The sequence below is a fragment of the Moorena sp. SIOASIH genome (assembly GCF_010671925.1).
Classification (GTDB): Bacteria; Cyanobacteriota; Cyanobacteriia; order Cyanobacteriales; family Coleofasciculaceae; genus Moorena.
In genome coordinates, this window is sequence record NZ_JAAHIH010000006.1 from 436,465 (window position 1) to 452,928 (window position 16,464).

17 protein-coding genes, 2 tRNA genes, 1 pseudogene and 1 other annotated feature are annotated in these 16,464 nt (G+C 42.2%); of the genes and pseudogenes, 7 read left to right on the top strand and 13 right to left on the bottom strand.

Going from position 1 to position 16,464, the window contains the following annotated elements; genetic code table 11:
• Positions 1 to 5: 5 nt before the first annotated feature.
• Positions 6 to 641 carry a ThiF family adenylyltransferase gene (locus F6J90_RS33930; protein ID WP_293105281.1) on the bottom strand — a complete coding sequence of 212 codons (636 nt, stop codon included), beginning with the start codon at positions 639 to 641 and terminating at the stop codon, positions 6 to 8.
• Positions 642 to 645: 4 nt separating this feature from the next.
• A complete protein-coding gene (locus tag F6J90_RS33935; protein WP_293104198.1) occupies positions 646 to 1,494 on the bottom strand; it encodes a hypothetical protein in 849 nt (282 codons plus the stop codon).
• A 50-nt stretch (positions 1,495 to 1,544) separates the two neighbouring features.
• Between F6J90_RS33935 and F6J90_RS33940 the strand changes: the two genes are divergently transcribed.
• A complete protein-coding gene (locus F6J90_RS33940) occupies positions 1,545 to 1,742 on the top strand; it encodes a hypothetical protein (RefSeq protein WP_293104200.1) in 198 nt (65 codons plus the stop codon).
• A gap of 36 nt (positions 1,743 to 1,778) precedes the next feature.
• Positions 1,779 to 1,861, bottom strand: a sequence feature (23S ribosomal RNA rRNA prediction is too short).
• Between the two features lie 108 nt (positions 1,862 to 1,969).
• Here the strand turns inward: F6J90_RS33940 and F6J90_RS33945 are convergent.
• The 7 genes and pseudogenes from F6J90_RS33945 to F6J90_RS33975 all read right to left on the bottom strand — a co-directional run.
• Positions 1,970 to 2,686, bottom strand: a complete 717-nt coding sequence (locus F6J90_RS33945) for a DUF4291 domain-containing protein (protein WP_293104203.1) — start codon at positions 2,684 to 2,686, stop codon at positions 1,970 to 1,972.
• Positions 2,687 to 2,802: 116 nt separating this feature from the next.
• Positions 2,803 to 4,236 (bottom strand): hypothetical protein, encoded by a 1,434-nt coding sequence (locus F6J90_RS33950; protein WP_293104205.1) that lies wholly within the window; start codon positions 4,234 to 4,236, stop codon positions 2,803 to 2,805.
• 52 nt (positions 4,237 to 4,288) lie between these two features.
• Positions 4,289 to 4,504 carry a hypothetical protein gene (locus F6J90_RS33955; protein ID WP_293104208.1) on the bottom strand — a complete coding sequence of 72 codons (216 nt, stop codon included), beginning with the start codon at positions 4,502 to 4,504 and terminating at the stop codon, positions 4,289 to 4,291.
• Between the two features lie 415 nt (positions 4,505 to 4,919).
• Positions 4,920 to 4,990 (bottom strand) — tRNA-Leu (locus F6J90_RS33960).
• Positions 4,991 to 5,377: 387 nt separating this feature from the next.
• Positions 5,378 to 5,449: transfer RNA gene (locus F6J90_RS33965), tRNA-Leu, on the bottom strand.
• Between the two features lie 474 nt (positions 5,450 to 5,923).
• Positions 5,924 to 6,124 (bottom strand): hypothetical protein, encoded by a 201-nt coding sequence (locus tag F6J90_RS33970; protein WP_070393156.1) that lies wholly within the window; start codon positions 6,122 to 6,124, stop codon positions 5,924 to 5,926.
• 192 nt (positions 6,125 to 6,316) lie between these two features.
• Positions 6,317 to 6,421: pseudogene (locus F6J90_RS33975) on the bottom strand (ISAs1 family transposase); the annotation flags it as partial.
• Between the two features lie 338 nt (positions 6,422 to 6,759).
• On the opposite strand from F6J90_RS33975, the gene F6J90_RS33980 reads away from it, so the two are divergent.
• Both F6J90_RS33980 and F6J90_RS33985 read left to right on the top strand, forming a co-directional pair.
• On the top strand, positions 6,760 to 9,483 hold the full coding sequence (locus F6J90_RS33980; RefSeq protein ID WP_293104210.1) for a hypothetical protein: 2,724 nt from the start codon (positions 6,760 to 6,762) through the stop codon (positions 9,481 to 9,483).
• A 45-nt stretch (positions 9,484 to 9,528) separates the two neighbouring features.
• Positions 9,529 to 10,557: a hypothetical protein gene (locus F6J90_RS33985; protein ID WP_293104213.1), complete on the top strand. Its 1,029-nt coding sequence runs from the start codon at positions 9,529 to 9,531 to the stop codon at positions 10,555 to 10,557.
• 429 nt (positions 10,558 to 10,986) lie between these two features.
• Here F6J90_RS33985 and F6J90_RS33990 read toward each other — a convergent pair whose 3' ends face one another.
• The 4 genes from F6J90_RS33990 to folE all read right to left on the bottom strand — a co-directional run bounded on the left by F6J90_RS33990 (position 10,987) and on the right by folE (position 14,062).
• Entirely contained in the window at positions 10,987 to 11,709 is a 723-nt protein-coding gene (locus F6J90_RS33990; protein ID WP_293104216.1) for a metallophosphoesterase family protein, read from the bottom strand.
• Between the two features lie 33 nt (positions 11,710 to 11,742).
• On the bottom strand, positions 11,743 to 12,558 hold the full coding sequence (locus tag F6J90_RS33995; RefSeq protein ID WP_293104219.1) for a metallophosphoesterase family protein: 816 nt from the start codon (positions 12,556 to 12,558) through the stop codon (positions 11,743 to 11,745).
• Positions 12,555 to 13,319: a GTP-binding protein gene (locus F6J90_RS34000; RefSeq protein WP_293104222.1), complete on the bottom strand. Its 765-nt coding sequence runs from the start codon at positions 13,317 to 13,319 to the stop codon at positions 12,555 to 12,557. The genes F6J90_RS33995 and F6J90_RS34000 overlap by 4 nt, the downstream gene beginning before the upstream one ends.
• An 86-nt stretch (positions 13,320 to 13,405) precedes the next feature.
• Positions 13,406 to 14,062 (bottom strand): GTP cyclohydrolase I FolE, encoded by a 657-nt coding sequence (gene folE / locus F6J90_RS34005; protein ID WP_293104225.1) that lies wholly within the window; start codon positions 14,060 to 14,062, stop codon positions 13,406 to 13,408.
• A 280-nt stretch (positions 14,063 to 14,342) separates the two neighbouring features.
• Here folE and F6J90_RS34010 point away from each other — a divergent pair, with 280 nt between their 5' ends.
• From F6J90_RS34010 to F6J90_RS34025, 4 genes are all read left to right on the top strand, one after another.
• A complete protein-coding gene (locus tag F6J90_RS34010) occupies positions 14,343 to 14,540 on the top strand; it encodes a hypothetical protein (RefSeq protein ID WP_293104228.1) in 198 nt (65 codons plus the stop codon).
• A gap of 109 nt (positions 14,541 to 14,649) precedes the next feature.
• Positions 14,650 to 14,832 carry a hypothetical protein gene (locus tag F6J90_RS34015; RefSeq protein WP_293104230.1) on the top strand — a complete coding sequence of 61 codons (183 nt, stop codon included), beginning with the start codon at positions 14,650 to 14,652 and terminating at the stop codon, positions 14,830 to 14,832.
• Positions 14,833 to 15,018: 186 nt separating this feature from the next.
• A complete protein-coding gene (locus F6J90_RS34020) occupies positions 15,019 to 15,180 on the top strand; it encodes a hypothetical protein (protein ID WP_293104233.1) in 162 nt (53 codons plus the stop codon).
• Between the two features lie 314 nt (positions 15,181 to 15,494).
• Positions 15,495 to 15,872 (top strand): EF-hand domain-containing protein, encoded by a 378-nt coding sequence (locus F6J90_RS34025; RefSeq protein ID WP_293104236.1) that lies wholly within the window; start codon positions 15,495 to 15,497, stop codon positions 15,870 to 15,872.
• Positions 15,873 to 16,464 lie beyond the last annotated feature (592 nt).

Sequence of the window (16,464 nt, forward strand, 5' to 3'; positions counted from 1 at the left end):
CCGGATTATAATATCGGCTTGATACTTAAATCTCTCAAGGTGAAGGTGAAGTCCAGTTTTTTGGTTGTGCTAATAAATTCAATGATGACTTCAGTAGCAACTGCTGTAGTCATCAGCACTAAATTCCGAGCTAATGGATAATCACAAACATCATCATTAACTGGGGAAGGGACTCGATAATTGTCATTCCAAATTATCTCACTGTAGTCTTCTGCTAACCCAACATGAAGACAAGGAGTTTGGGAACTATCACAGTAATCTTTTACGGCTTGACGAGCGACACTGTTATCAAAGGTGTCAATGACTAAAGTAGAATTATTCAGTAATTGTTTGGTATTACCTGTGGTTAATTCCTTGACCTTAGCCTCCAATTTTACCCCAACCGCTTGGTAGAGAGAATTGGCAAGGATTTTGGCTTTATGGGCACCAATATCAGAGCGGTAGTAGGGTTGGGTAGAAAGATTGCGCTCTTCAATGCGATCGCAATCAATCACCTTTAGCTTTCCAAACCCTGAACGAGCCAAATTTTCGGTAATATTGGCTCCAAGTGCTCCTGCACCACACACGGTCACGGGGTAGTCACGTAACTGCGCCATGACTTGGGAGGTACGGTAGAGTTGTTCGTGGAAAAAAATTGACATCATCCTAATCCCAATTATCTCGTGCCTCGATCACGCCAACCAAGGACTGTAAATCAAAATCGCGATCGCGTCCACTTAGACAAATCCCGGAACTGATTACAGTCAGATCCTGTTTAGATATCGCTGATGTGTGGTGTTCACCGTCAGCAGTGCTCCACTGCACCTGCCAGAATTCTCCCCGGTCATGGAACTGTTGGAGTGCTCCCCCACCCATTTCCAAAGCTTGCTCCAGCCGTTTCTGTTCCTGTTGATGCTGCCTTTTACTTTTAAAGTCTTTAGTCTGTTGTCTTGCCAAGTCATAAACTATTCTCATTTCTGGTGTCACCCCCTTGAAATCCAGTTCTTCAGGTGATGTTACTTGCTTTAACTGCTCTGTGAGTTGTTCTGCTAGTAAAGGATCTCCCTTACGGTCAAGCTGCTGAAACCACCAAGCTTTACCATCCCCACGAGCCACCACTTGTTCAAAAGCTACCCCGCCCTCGACCAGATGTACAGGAATAGGTTTAACCGTGCCAAAACGCTGACGAGCATCGGATTCATTCACCGGATACCCTAGCCAGGTCTTTCCCGACAATTGATAAGCTAGTCGTAAACGCAACGGTTGGAGCAGTTGCCAATAGTCTTCAAGTTGAAACACATCTGGCTCTTCCACCACAGTTGCCACTTTATCGCTGACTGGCTGAAAAATACCCCATCCTTCAAAGTTACGAGGCTTAGGGGAGAACGTATAAATCATTCCAGCTACACGAGTTCTTACCCTTCCCCCACGTACACAGGGAGCGAGGAATTGATTGTCACTCAGTTGCGCTTCCTTTGCAGCAATTTGATTGATTAGGTCGAGGATATTTGCCATAATCCTGCTCGATTGTTATTAATATAGCACTACGCATTAAAGTTAGAACATTGATACAAGCAGCAAAAGCAGTTTTAGTCTACTTTTGCCTTTTGCCTCTTGCCTTTTGCCTTTTGCCTTTTGCCTTTTGCCTTTTGCCTCTTGCCTTTTGCCTTTTGCCTTTTGCCTTTTGCCTCTTGCCTTTTGCCTTTTGCCTTTTGCCTTTTGCCTTTTGCCTTTTGCCTCTTGCCTTGCGCGTAGCGCTATAATGTGCAAGTCGCCAGAGCCAAAGCGTTCGTCACTTAAAAGGAACTCCGCCGGTGAGTTACTACACACTCTTTAAATGATGGCTACTTCTAAGCCAACATTCCGGGTTCTTTGCGCCTTCCTCGCTTCACGCCCGCTACGTTAGAGTAACGGTACTATTCCTCTCGTACTATGTATGTAAGCTCTGGCTGTTAGGGCACACAAGTTCTTAAAATTTATTTAGGAAAATTTATTCCAACTCAATACCTGATAAGCCAAGTTTGATCGCAAGATTAGACTGGGTGACTGGATATACTGCTTCATCAGGAGTTATCAAGTCAGTCCAATGGTTAGACTTTACATTGCGGTATTGCTCCTGCACAAATTCAGAGATGTCTTCAATACTGATAATCCAATCACGAGCGTACTGGGCAAGTACTTCGTTGCGTAGTCCTAACTGAATCGCACGTCGTTCAAGTTTCTTACCTGATGGATCGTGATCTGGATCCCACTGTAACCGGACAGATGATTGCTTAAGAGCTTGTTTCCAGGCACTTTCACTAGAGTATAAATCTGGTACAAACTGGGAATGAACTGCTGCTGCTAGGATTGTCTCGAAAGCAGTACGCTGAATGGAGACAGCTAAGATTACCTCTTGTCCAGCTTTCGTGCCCCAGCCTGAACGATGCATCATCCATAGGAAGTTGGGCTTAATCCAGCTCATGCGGTTTAGCCTGAACTCTCCTCCAAAATAGCCATGTTTGCTAGCAAAATGACCAATAGCAGGACAAAAAGCTTGGTAGACCACTATGGATGTATCATCAAACTGAGCTAGGATATGACGACCAGTTTTTGGCCAACCACTAACTTGCTTGAAATAGGGGGTTTTGACTAGCGTCATAGTAATCCTTTCGTGCTCATTGTCTTGATGCAGTCGCTCATGGGGGGAACCACGGCAGTCGCTCATGGGGGAAACCCCCAAGACCGCGCTGCCTCCCCAAGACCGCGCTGCATCGCTTGAAGCCAAGGTCACGACTACTTATGATCACAACTAATTATGGTCACAACTAGTCGTGATCGCGACTACTTATCATTTCGCACCGGTAGCGGTGTATCCAAAATTTCCATCAATAAGTCTAGCCGTGACGGACGAGTCATCAGTGGAACCAGGTTTGGTAGAGAATAGTAATCTCCAGCAAAGGTAAAGGTTTCTACTGGCACCTGTTGTTCGTTTAGTCTAGTTTCCACGTAGTTGTAAGAGTAACCAACTCGCACAATAATCACATTGGGCATCAATCCCAATTCACGAGAGTAGCTCTTGTAAACCTTACCAAAGTAAGGTGCTGTGTTTTCACCTTCATCGGTAACCAAGATAATCTGGTCAACCGCCTGCTTCCGAGAACGCATTACTTCTAAAGCACAACCAATGCTAGTCCCACCCCCTGCCTTGATGTGCCTGAAGGCACGTTCCCAGTCACTCAACTCTTTTCCTTGAGCCTTAACTGGGTAAGGCATGGTATCGAAGGCATAGACAAACAGCTCAGCTTCAGTAATACCAGAGATTAGGGCTGCCAGCCGCTTACCAACTTCAATGGCTTTGTCCATTGAACCGGACTTGTCCACTAGTAGAGCAGTGGGCTTGGTAATGGTACCTTTGCGCTTTACTTGCTCATTGGTAACTTGTTTTAACTTAGCAAGAGTTTGAGTATCTAACTGAGCAGCTTCAGCAGCAACTTGTGCCTTGAACGCAGAAACGCGATCGCTTGTCTGTGCCTGTTCTAGCTTTGCCTCAATCAACTCCTTGACCTGTGGGTGTTCCATCGCACCCCGCCCTTGGAGGGATTTGAGATTATTAATTACCTCTTGGGGTGTCATAGAATTGATTAGTGCTACCAACACCGTAGGAGTGACAGAGCGCACAGCACCAATGGCGATGGTGTAGGGAATCTTATGTTCAACAATCAATTGCGCCTGTTCAGCAGCAGTTTCCGTTTTCGCTAACTGCTTCAGTATCCAAGCTAAAGAACCTTCTGGAGGATGATCCTTAAATAAGACTGCATCTGCTCTAGGGCTAGGCTTAATATGTAAACTAGCATAGAGATGCTTCATCGCCTTTCGACCCCGCAATGCTGCTCGGTCAAACAATGCTGGAGTCTTTTCCCGTGTCTTAAGGTAGCGCCGCACTGCTGTCCGAGCCGAACGAGGCAGCTTATTGCGCTGCTGCTTCATGAAATCCACTACTCGTGCCACCTGGTAGGGTGGGAATTTTTGCAGCATCACAAAGCCAGCATCTCGGTGTTCGGTCAAGTTGCTAGTCAACAAATGACCTAGAAACACTTCTTTGTGGTCCCGGACATCCCCATGATTTTCGTACCAAACGGCTAAGTGACCATAAAAAATTGGGTCAATTTCTACCATCAGTTGGTGCAGTTCTGTCACTTGCTCCAGCTGACGATGGGGTGTAGTTAATAAACTGTTTAGTAATTCTAAACGCAGGTCACGCTCTTCAGTTTTCATAGGATTCACCTCCTATGCTCCTATTTAATTTCTGGACAAATCTATAGGTTGTCTAGTTGTTCGCGTAGCGTGGCCGAAAGGCCAAGGTTGAAGGTTGTCTAGTTGAAGGTTGTCTAGTTGAAGGTTGTCTAGTTGAAAGTTGTCTAGTTGTTCGCGTAGCGTGGCCGAAAGGCCAAGGTTGAAGGTTGTTTGGTTGTTCGCGTAGCGTGGCCGAAAGGCCAAGGTTGAAGGTTGTTTGGTTGTTCGCGTAGCGTGGCCGAAAGGCCAAGGTTGAAGGTTGAAGGTTTACTAAAAATAAACCTTAAATATTGTAAATATTATCCACTAGTTTAGTAGCCTTGTTTCGGCTTCTCAAATTAAAATACTCGATAAAGATAAATTCTTAACAGACATAGTTACATCCAGTCAATAATAATTATAACACTTGTGAGCTAAGACTAGCTTATTTAACTCAGTAATCGGGAATAGTAAGCTAATTTTAAAAAATAATTAATAACTAATTATATGTGTCATGATTTAGGAATTTAGGAATCCTAAATGAATGAATTGTGATAATTTTGTTTCCTAATCCGTACTCCCTACTCCCTACTCCCTACTCCCTACTCCCTATTCCCTGTTCCCTATTCCCTGTTCCCTTTGCTATAAAAGGTTGAATCAATTCGCGCAAGTTCAGAAAGCTGTTGTATCACACACGGGATTTGAACCCGCATATTCTCGATTTTGAGTCAAGTGCCTTTCCATTTGGCGAGTATGAAAGCTTTCCGGGTCAGGGCGCGAAGGTGACTCAGTGAATTTTTAAAATTGTTTAGTTATGGCAGTGAAAACCACTAGAATTAGGGTCCCCGCGCAAGTCAGTAAAGCTTTTAAGAAAATGATGCTCTATCCATTTGAGCTACAGCGGCAAATAGCGCCGCTGATAGGATTCGAACCTATAACCTTCCGATTAGCAGATCGGTAGTATGTAAGCTTCAGCGGTTAGGGCGCGGGGGGAAATTTAGAACAATTACTCTTGTGCAAGTTAACAAAAGATTGATAGGAACTTATAACAGTTCTTTAACCAGTACTTTTATTAGTTTTTAGCATGATTTAGTAATTATTCCTAGAAGGTTGAATCAATTCGCGCAAGTTCAGAAAGCCGTTGTTTCACACACGGGATTTGAACCCGCATATTCTCGATTTTGAGTCAAGTGCCTTTCCATTTGGCGAGTATGAAAGCTTTCCGGGTCAGGGCGCGAAGGTGACTCAGTGAATTTTTAAAATTGTTTAGTTATGGCAGTGAAAACCACTAGAATTAGGGTCCCCGCGCAAGTCAGTAAAGCTTTTAAGAAAATGATGCTCTATCCATTTGAGCTACAGCGGCAAATAGCGCCGCTGATAGGATTCGAACCTATAACCTTCCGATTAGTAGATCGGTAGTATGTAAGCTTCAGCAGTTAGGGCGCGGGGGGAAATTTGGAACAATTGCTCCTGTGCAAGTTAACAAAAGCTTTTTAGCAACTTACGACCGTCCTCACCAAGCATGGCTTAGCAGTGGACACGCACGCCAAATCTCTGTAAGACAATGGCTTAGTGCTCGCGCTCCTCGGTTACCCGAGTTTGCTACCTTAGGATCGTTATCTGTGTGTAGGCTTCTTGAGATCAGGGCACAGGACAAAAGGTTTAACCTAACACCTTTTAACCATAAACCTTAACCATAAACCGCTTCAGGTCTGATAATCAGATTGCGGTTGGTACTGCGGTCAATGACATAAGAGGTAAAGCGCTCTGGGGCTACATCAAAGTACTTCGCAAGTTGCTGTTTAACAGCAATATCGTTCATACTTTTGGCTATACCCAGCTGACCTTCAGCAATGTCGTAGGAACGACCTTCAAACCGAACATGAATCATTGGGCATCCCTCCTTGTAGCGCGATGTTTTCTCTTTAACCTTACTTTTATACTACATGCATATTACAAATGTGTCAAGTCCTTGGCACAAAATTTTTTAGGACTTAGGCAAAACTCGTATATATAATGGATAGCACCGAACTTAATATGATACTAAGTGGCAGCCAAGCCATGGTGATTTGGGACCCATCCCATCAAAGGTCACCACCGCCCCCTTGAGGGTAAGCAACAACAGCCGTAGCGGCACCGCTGTGATGTCATGGGATTTGCGATCAACTTTTTGCTGAGCCAGCACTAGTTCATGGTCACTGCTAATAACACTCACACTTTGCAAGGCTTTGAGTTGACCTTCTTGATCCTAGGAACCTTTGGCAGTCTTGCCATAGATATCAATTAGTACAAAACCCAATTTCGTCGTGATGCTGCTCACCCAACTCATCTAACCATGGGCGCGATCGCGTTATCGTAGGTTTCAATAACCACAAACCCATCCGCGCCTGAGAGCACAGCCAAAATACCAATCGTGATCATCGCCACCAAGCTATGATTTTTCCTTATCCACACCATTATTTCCATTGGGCGGTGGATTGTAGGTACACAACGAGAATTAATAAGTAATTTATTTTGTTATTAAGTATGGTTCCATTTCAGTGGGTTGATGCAACAGATTTAAATCTATGGGCTAATCGCAGGGATGCTCAAGCCCGATTGCCCCAGTTATTGCGTCGCCTCATTCATGCTACAGTCCAGCAACCTCAACGGGTTGTGTTTTCAGCTGGTGATAGCGTTCAAATGGCGGGATGGGATGGCATTGTGGACGCACCTGAAGGTAATAGTTTTGTTCCTAATGGCTATTCAGTGTGGGAACTTGGAGTTAAGAAAGGTGTTAAGGGTAAAGCAGATGGTGATTATGATAAGCGTGTTAAAAATGCTCTAGGAGTGATTCCTGCTGAAACCACTTTTGTTTTTGTTACCCTCCGACGATGGACTAAGAAGGATAAGTGGGAGAAAGAGAAGAAAAGTGAAAGAATATGGGCTGATGTAAGGGCTTATGATGCTGATGACTTAGAACAGTGGTTAGAAAAGGCTCATGGTGTTCATGCTTGGTTAGCTCGGTTAATGGGGAAGTGGCCAGAGGAAGCTCAGGATATTAGTAGCTTCTGGGATGATTGGAAAAACTATACTTCACCAGCAATGAATACACAGTTACATCTTGCAGGCAGAGAGGAAGAAGTTGAAAACGTTCACAATTGGTTGCAAGGAGAAGCATCAAAACTTACTATCCAAGCAGATACTCCTGAAGAAGCAATTGCATTTTTTGCAGCAGTTATTCATCAAATGCCAGAGGCACAAAATGTAAACTATTTATCTCGGTGTATTATTGTTCAAAATGAGTCTTCATGGCGGTATTTTGCTAGCACCCAAGAATCACTAATTTTAATCCCAGCATTTGAACAACCAAAATTTTTACCAAAAGAGCATCATATTCTTATTCCCATTGGTAGAGATATTAGTCGCCCTAAAGCAGGATTAGTGCTTTCACGCCCCAATAAAACAGACTTTAGGCAGGCTTTGGTAGATATGGGGCTATCAGAAGAACGAGCCGATAACTTAATTAAAAATTCCAAGCGAAATCTCAACGTTTTACGGCGACTAATTGCAGTTGCACCAGAAATACATACTCCCGATTGGGCAAAATCAGAAAATGCCCGATCACTCATTACAGTTTTACTTGCTGGAGCATGGGATGAGTCAAAAGAAGGTGACAAAGAAGTTATAGCTCAACTAGCTCGCAAACCCTATAAAGAAGTTGAAGGAGATATCTTACGTTGGGTCAATAGTTCTGACCCCCCTGTTCGAAAAGTGGGAAGTGTTTGGCAGTTAATTTCCCGCGAAGATTCATGGAATCTTTTATCACGCTTTATTGTCCGTGACGACATCGAAGCATTTACAAGTATTACACTCTCGGTTTTAGGAACCATTGATGGACAATATGAGTTACCCTTAAACCAAAGATTTGCAGCCAGCATATATGGTAAGGGGTTGCCAAACTCAGGCTTTCTAAGAACGGGACTGGCAGAAACTTTAGCTATTTTGGCAACACGGGGGCTAGAGTCGGAAACTCAAGATATAATGCCTGCCCAGCAAAGAGTCTCTGGAATTATACATCAGTTGTTAAATGCCAACGTTGACTGGCATATGTGGGCATCACTAGCATATTTGTTACCCACTTTGGCGGAAGCAGCACCAGAAGCATTTTTGGAAACTGTTGACTATGGACTTGCAGGAGATAATCCCATCTTACTGCAATTATTTTTACAAGAGGAATTTTTTGGTGGTAGTCCTCACACGGGCTTGCTTTGGGCTTTGGAAGTGCTTGTTTCGGAACCGCAATATCTGTCACAAGTTACGCTGATTCTTGCTAAACTTTCCAGGCTCGATCCAGGTGGAAAAATTCTCAACCGTCCATTTGGTAGCTTGTGTGAAATTTTTCTATGCTGGAAGCCCCAAACACCAGCTAACTTGACACAACCCTTGCGAGTTATTGATACACTTATTGCCCGTGAACCGGATATTGCTTGGCAGCTTTTGTTTAACTTGCTTCCAAAAATTACCGGCGATATTTCACTCCCAATTTATAAACCTCGTTGGCGAGATTGGAATGAGGATTTTACCCCACAAGTTACTACGTCTGAAGACTGGGAGAATATAGATGCTGTTATGCAGCGACTCCTTGATAATATGGGAAATGATAGTAAAAAACTATGTGCTATTCTTAACAAGATAGAGTCTATTCCAGCTCAATTACAATATAAAACTATCAATTTTTTACTTGAAGTAGATACCATCAATATCCAACTAAAAGACTTAGCTATAATCTGTGATACCCTCAGAGCAATAATTCACAAACACAAAAAAAGATATAATGCTAAGTGGGCATTGCCAGCCGATGTAATTGATAAACTTTACTTGTTATACCAAAAATTTGAACCCCAAGATATAAGATATCGTTATACCTGGTTATTTTCATCCAACAAGTATAACTTCCTTTATTGTATTCATAAAGAGGATATTCATAGGGATAGGGAAACAAACTATAAAAAAATAAAGCAAGCACAAACAGCAGCAGCGAGGAAAATTTACTTTCAATCTAATATAATTAGTATTTTAGAAATGGCAGCATTTGTTAAAGAGCCTGGTTTGCTAGGTGCTGCAATCGCGAACATAGAAAATATTACGGAAGAATCTGAAATAAGTTTACTTTACGAAACTCTTGGAAATGATAAAAATGCACTTAATGCTTTCGGAATAGGATTTATAGGTCGCCGTCTCGAAAAATATGGATGGACTTGGGCATAAAATATTATTGAGTTCGCAAAAAATAACCATTGGTATGAACAGAAAGTGATTAATTTTTTCTATGGGTTGCCTTTTGATAAACGCAGTTGGGATTTGTTAATTACTTTTGGTGATGAATTAGAAAACTTATACTGGCAGACCATTAACATACACTGGTTTAACAAAGATGACTGTGAAAAAATATGTGTTAAGTTGTTAGCATCCAATCGTCCCTATGCAGCACTAAATCTACTAGTGAGTTTATACGATGATGAGATAACTCAATTACTACCATCAATTCTATTAGTAGATATCCTTGAAAAAGCCGCCTCAGTTGACCCTTACACAGAAAAATCACTACCTGATACCAATCGTAATAACTACTACATCGAAGAGATTTTTGATGTTTTAGATAAAGCAGACGATATCGAAGATAACAAACTCGCTTTTTTGGAGTTGATACACTTCCCGCTACTAGTTCATTCCATAAGACAGCCTAAACTTCTTTACCAACAACTTTCCAAAGATCCTATATTTTTTGTAGAAATTCTGAAGTGTGTGTATAAATCAGAAGATGATAGAGATGAATCAGTCGAAATTGATCGAGCTACTTTAAACTATGCGAAGTTAGGGTATAAGCTACTTGAATCATGGCATCAAGTACCTGGTCTTAAAGAAGATGGGACTGTTGATTTGGAGCAATTAAGAAATTGGGTATCACAGGCAAGGACAGCTAGTCAGGAAAGCGGTAGGGGTAAAATTGCAGATATAAAGATTGGTCATATTTTAGCATACGCACCGAAATCATCAGATGGTATATGGCCAGATATCGCAGTGCGAGAAATTATTGAAGAATTTGGAAGTAACGAGATGCAAGAGGGTATAGCAAATGGTGTTTTTAACAAGCGTGGAGTTGTCACAAGCGCAATAGGTGAAGGTGGAATTCAGGAAAGACAATTAGTAGAAACCTATTCTTCTTATGCAATGTTAGTAGGAGATAGTTATCCGAGAACAGCGGCTATGTTACGCAGCATTGCTAATCGTTATAACTCTTCTGCTCACCGAGAAGATATTCGGGCAGATTTAGAAGATTAGGTGTAGATAAACGCGAAGTAAATTGCTCAAAACCTGCTTGTGATATCAGGGTAAACGCATCTTATTTTGAAATTCTTAGTGGGTATGAGCTGACTGACTGACAAAATGCGGTCACTGTTTTGTCAAACTGTTTGTCAGATGGATGTTTGAGGGATTAAAAAAATCTGAGTGGGAGCCAGCGTTCTAAGATTTAGATGCCACTCAAAACCATAGAAACGCACTCGAAAAAAAACTGGCGTTCCTGAATTAAGGAATCAATGCGCGATTATCTGATTTTATTACAGCCCCCTAAATACCTCGCTTGGGGGGCTAGGAGGGCGAAAGCATACCCAAAATCAGCAACGCCAAAAAATGAGATGACCCATTTACCAGAAAGTTGTCTCTGACTACCTGTTGCATGCACTTAGCCATACCTTTAGCAAGCTAAAACTAATTACCAGATCCCTTGTTATTGCCATAAAAAACTGTTTTAAACTCTAGAAAATCGGTATTTGGACTATAAAGCGTATAAGTAGCCTTTCCTGGTTCTTTGCCTACATTTCCTACACCAACAACTCTTCTTTTGGGTGCAGTAATAGTTTGCACGGGTTGCTGGCGATCTAAAGTCATCACCGAACTATTTACTGAACCTCCTTGTAGTTGATATTCAAATACTTGACCCGAACGACCACAAAAGAGATAATTTGCCTGGACTCTTTGCAAGCGGTCTAGCATTTTCCAGGGTAGGGTTTCGGGGGTTAACTCATCGCTGACGCTAACAGTGCTACCGTGAATTAACAAACAATCTAATTCAAAGAAGCCAAAATGACAGTTGCGTAACCACTGTACGGTTTCGCGAGATACCGAATCCCAAAGAAGTTTAGCAGTTTCTTTACCAAAGCGCTCGATTAATTCTGTCGGTTCTGGTGTCGAACCCAAACCGTGTAAAGCAAAGCATTGTTCTTCCCACCAACCAACGCATACTTGGGGTTCTAATTCTCCAGGTAAAGGATTCTGAATTCGTTTAATTACTTGTTCGCTATCTTGGTTAGCTGCTACGATATCGCCCAGAATATAAAATGCATCCACCTTAACGCGCTGGCGTTTGATATCTGCCAACACTGCTTCGTAAGCTGCGATATTTCCTTCAATTCCGCTTAAAATTGCCCACATTGATTTTCAATTTAAATATTTAAGTAATTTAATTTACCTCTCACACACATGAGTCGGATCGTCGGCTTTTTCGGCAAATTCCAAACCTCTAGCCAAACGCCAAGCGAAAATCGGTGGTAAACCAGCATCTAAGATGGCAGCGCAGGTTGTTTGATAGTCATACTCCACTTCCCGCAAGTTTACTGCTTGTGTTTCCGTATCATAGATAACATAGGTAGCATTGGGACGACCATGACGGGGTTCGCCTACCGAACCGACATTGATAATTCGCTTCAGGGGAGTATTAAAACTTATGGTTGGTTGTTCGTTTATATTGGGTTGACGAACTTTAACCTGTAATTGTCCAGAATCTAGGGTGCGGACATAGGGAAAGTGGGTATGTCCGCAAAATAATATATCTGCATCGCTGGAGAGAACTCTTTCTAAAGCAGTGAAAGCATCCATTTCGGGTAACAAATATTCGTGGTTGCTATTAGGACTACCATGTACGAAACAGAGATTATCTTCTTTGTAGGTATGGGGTAGTTGGGCTAAATATTCCCTAACTTCGGGATTGACGTGCTTATTTGTCCATTCGTGGGCGATTTTACCTCTTTTTTCCGCCAACAGGGAAGGATAACTACATTCACAAGCATTTAGTCCTTCTACAATATCTTCATCCCAACAACCCTGTACAGTGGGAATATCTAAAGAACGAATTTGTTCCACCACTGCATTAGGATAGGGACCATAACCCACTAAATCCCCCAGACAATAAATTTTTTCTGCTTTTTGTTGGTCAATATCCAGTAAAACTGCATCTAAAGCTGCATAATTACCATGGATACAAGATATCACTGCTATTTTCATACCACTTCTACCTCTGGTTCACTTTCTTCTGGTTCACTTTCTAAAGACTCTTTTACTTGTTGTTGGTAATAATTAATTGCCGATTCGGGAAGACAGCAATCTTGGACAGTTTGAACAATTTCAGCTTTATCTAAATTACTACCTACTATTTCAAAACCACTAAAACGATCTGGTTTACCATTTAACCAACGGGGTAATTTTAAAGGTGTAAATGCTAATTCGGATTCCCCTCGTATGAAGTCACCATAATAAATTTGTCCATCCACTAGGTCGAAAAGTCCTTTTACCCGAGCTACCTCACCGTAAGCACCTTGAGTAAGTTCCAGCCAAAAAGTAGCTAAACTATCAAAATCTAAAATTTCCCCCGTCAAAACCCCCCGATGAATCTGCGCTGTGGTTGGCCTAGTGATGTTATTTCCTGGAATAACTTCATCCGCCCAAGTATTTAACTCTGTACTATCTGTATCGCCGGGGATTATGGCTACTCGATGGGGGTTAAAAGTTTGCAGTAAAGGTTCAATTCCGGCTAAATCCAAATACCAGGGAATCTCTAGATAAGTAATGGTTTTGTCTAATTCCGCTTCTTCCCCGGTCTGATAAATTTTTAGTTGAGGGTATTCACTTTGGAGATATATTGCATCAATGGGTACGGAATCGGTTTTAGGACTGAAATAACCTACAGGTTTATTGGTTTGGGCTATTTGTTGACCAATCCAGTGGGTTTTACCGCCACCTGGAGGACTGGCGACAGCAATAATCATAAGCAGTTTTTTTTGATGACGATAATCATTGTATCACAAAAAGAGATGAGCTTTATACCCATCTCTCATGGTGCCAAATTAATTAATTAATGCATTGAAGGGTTGTAGTGAATTAAACTCATAAACTCCTGACGGGTTTTTGGATCATTTGCAAATACACCTCTAACCGCACTAGTGGCAGTCCAAGAACCAGGTTTTTGGACTCCTCGCATTACCATACACATATGGCTTGCTTCCACTACTACCGCCACCCCTTTTGGTTTTAATAATCCTTGAAGGGCATCGGCAATTTGGGCAGTTAATCTTTCCTGTACCTGCAAACGTCGTCCGTACATTTCACAAATACGAGCAATTTTCGACAGTCCGATTACCTTACCGTCGGGAATATAAGCGACGTGAGCGTGACCGAGAATAGGTAAAATATGGTGTTCGCAGGAGCTAAATAGGTCAATGTCCCGAACTAAGACCATTTCATTGGTATTTTCGTGAAATACTGCCCCGTTGAGGAGTTCGTCTAAAGATTGATGATAGCCAGAAGTCAGAAATTTTAAGGCTTTGACCACTCTTTTAGGAGTATCTTTCAAGCCTTCGCGGTCTGGGTCTTCTCCCAATCCTAACAGTAAAGTCCGTACCGCTTGCCGCATCTCTTCTTCAGAAACGAGAGGTTCTTGGGTGGTATTTAGTTTTGGTAATTTGCGATTAATTTTATCAATCTGGTTGGGCTCGGACTTACCTAAGGTCATGAATTTGAATTAGATGAAATTAAACAGTAACAGAAGTAGCCAAGCAGTTATTTAACTTTTGGCGAAGTTTATCGGTATCTATAATGATAACCGATAAAGACTAGCTGATTAACAGGAGGAGTAGACCAAAGTTCGGACTTGATCTCGCTGCGCTGTCCGCAGAGTTGGAAAATGTGACGTAATGGTACTGGTTCCGTCGAATGTGAAGGAGATTTGCCTTGCAGGTCATGGAATAGGGGCATTCCGGAGTTAATAGAAGCCTTTCCTCAATGGTGGTTGTATGATCGAACTATTTTCCTACCCATGTCCTGGATGTGGGAGTGAGGATGTGTACCCTCACCACCGCTATAGTACTCAAAACCATGGTTTCCGTACGATTTATCATTGCCGAGAGTGTGACATCTATTTCAGCAAGACCATAACAGCCGCCACTGGTGGGTCTGACCACTCCCCTGAGTCGGTAATCCGTGATTCTTAAAGCTATAAGGAAAATTATGGGTTTTAATGCCACAGATAGAACATTAATTATGTAAAAAAAGAGTGTTATTGATTATAAAAGATGTTTATCGGGTTTCAAACCTACCCTGATGCTTTATGCCCTGCTCCATCAGTTTATTCATCAGGAGATAGAAGGAGATGAGCTGTTGACGATTGTAGATAAAAACCTACCTGCTTCAGAATCACCACGGATGGACAATGGTCTTGATGGAGCGAGGCAGTCGATTTCTATGGGAATTGCACTGTGGACCGAAAGAGCAACAGTTATTTGAGCAGGGGTTGAAAGTCGTGAGCGTTGGTGATTGACCAAACCGGAAGCCTCAATCTCAAAACCTATGGAGAACGACGATATGGCAACCTGCTGTTTGAGATCTGCCATGAGGTGATCCGCACGGGGCGACCGGGACGTCCACCAAAGCGGTTGCAAAAAGGGATCCGAGTGCGACTTAAAAATAAGGGTGCGAACTTGCGGTGCAGGTCGTAAACGAAAAAAATATCAAGCTCCTGTGCCTGAGCATCCTGAAACTGAGCATGAGGTCACCGACAGTGATATTCATGCCAATCATGGCTCAGCTTTCAATGCTTCTGGGGGACGTCGTAACGAGGGCCTTTCGGCGTAAAATCAACACCTATGCGTTAATCTCGCAAAAACCTTCAAAGAACCCTTGATGTCTACTGGTTAGTACACAACTGTGTACGAGTTCATTTTACCACAAAGATTGTGCCTGCGGTGAAGTTAGGCATTTTGGAGGTGGGCATATCTTGGTCGCAGTTATTCACAATTCGATATGCTCTGTAAACAACTAATGTCAAAACTTTTCGCTTCTCACTCGGCGGAACCAGTGCCGACTTTCGGCAATCTTTACATTTTTTGTCCTGTACTTAGATTGCCCAGGCCCGGGGTTGGAAACCAGGAAGTAAAGATTATGAGTTTTTGTATTTCTCCTGGATCAGCTTTGGAGAATGGTTACAAGATTTAGTTGATTTAAATGGGAATGGTCAGATTGAACTCAGTGAATGGTTAGAATGCCTCGATAAGCGTTTAGATTATGATTTTTCTGAAGCCTTTATCAAGCTCATTGATGGTAATGAAGATGGCAAAATTGTGAGAGAGGAACTTAAACTATTTTATCAAGCTTATCAAATTGATACAACTCATATAGAGGAAGCTTTTGAAACTCTCGATCTCAATCTTGATAGTTCGATTTCTAAAGAGGAGTTCAAACAAATCTTCGAACAATTTTTGTATAGTGAGGATGTGCAAGCACCTGGAAATTGGTTTTTAGGTGTTAGTTTAGCGAAGCAGCTCTGAAGTTTTGGGTAGTTTGTTACATTAGTCATTGGTGATTAATTATGGCTATTTAGGAATTATGGGCAATATAGCAATTATCATTTTGGTGAGGTACTTGGCTTATCCTTTTATAGCAGTCGCCAGGGCAGGCGCGGACATGACAAAAGTCTCAAACCTAAGTAAGCGCAAGAGTTTGACTTCTGACTTCTGACTTCTGATTTCTGACTTCTGCTATAAGCCAGAGGGCATAATTAAAAAGCTCTTAAAGGCAATCAGCGCCAATAAAGACTGTACCTCATTTATTTGAAAAACCCTAGATATCCAATCCAAGCGGAAGTTAAGTTGAGAGGCCGAATTGTGTAGTCAAATTTTAGTCCAGGTTATTGCAATTTTATAACTCGATTAAGATGGGATTACCATGCTTTAATAGGATAAAAGAACCCTGAAAACCTAGTTGATTTATGGGTCATAGTTTTTCGAGCTTAAACAGATGAGGGGCTGTCGCCGGAACCTGCGTCTGGCTCTTGTAAGCTCCGTCCCACGCTCACCCTATCGAGCCGGTGAGGTTGGGCTTGTCCGGTTCTAGTTAAATTGAGTATACATTCAAGACATT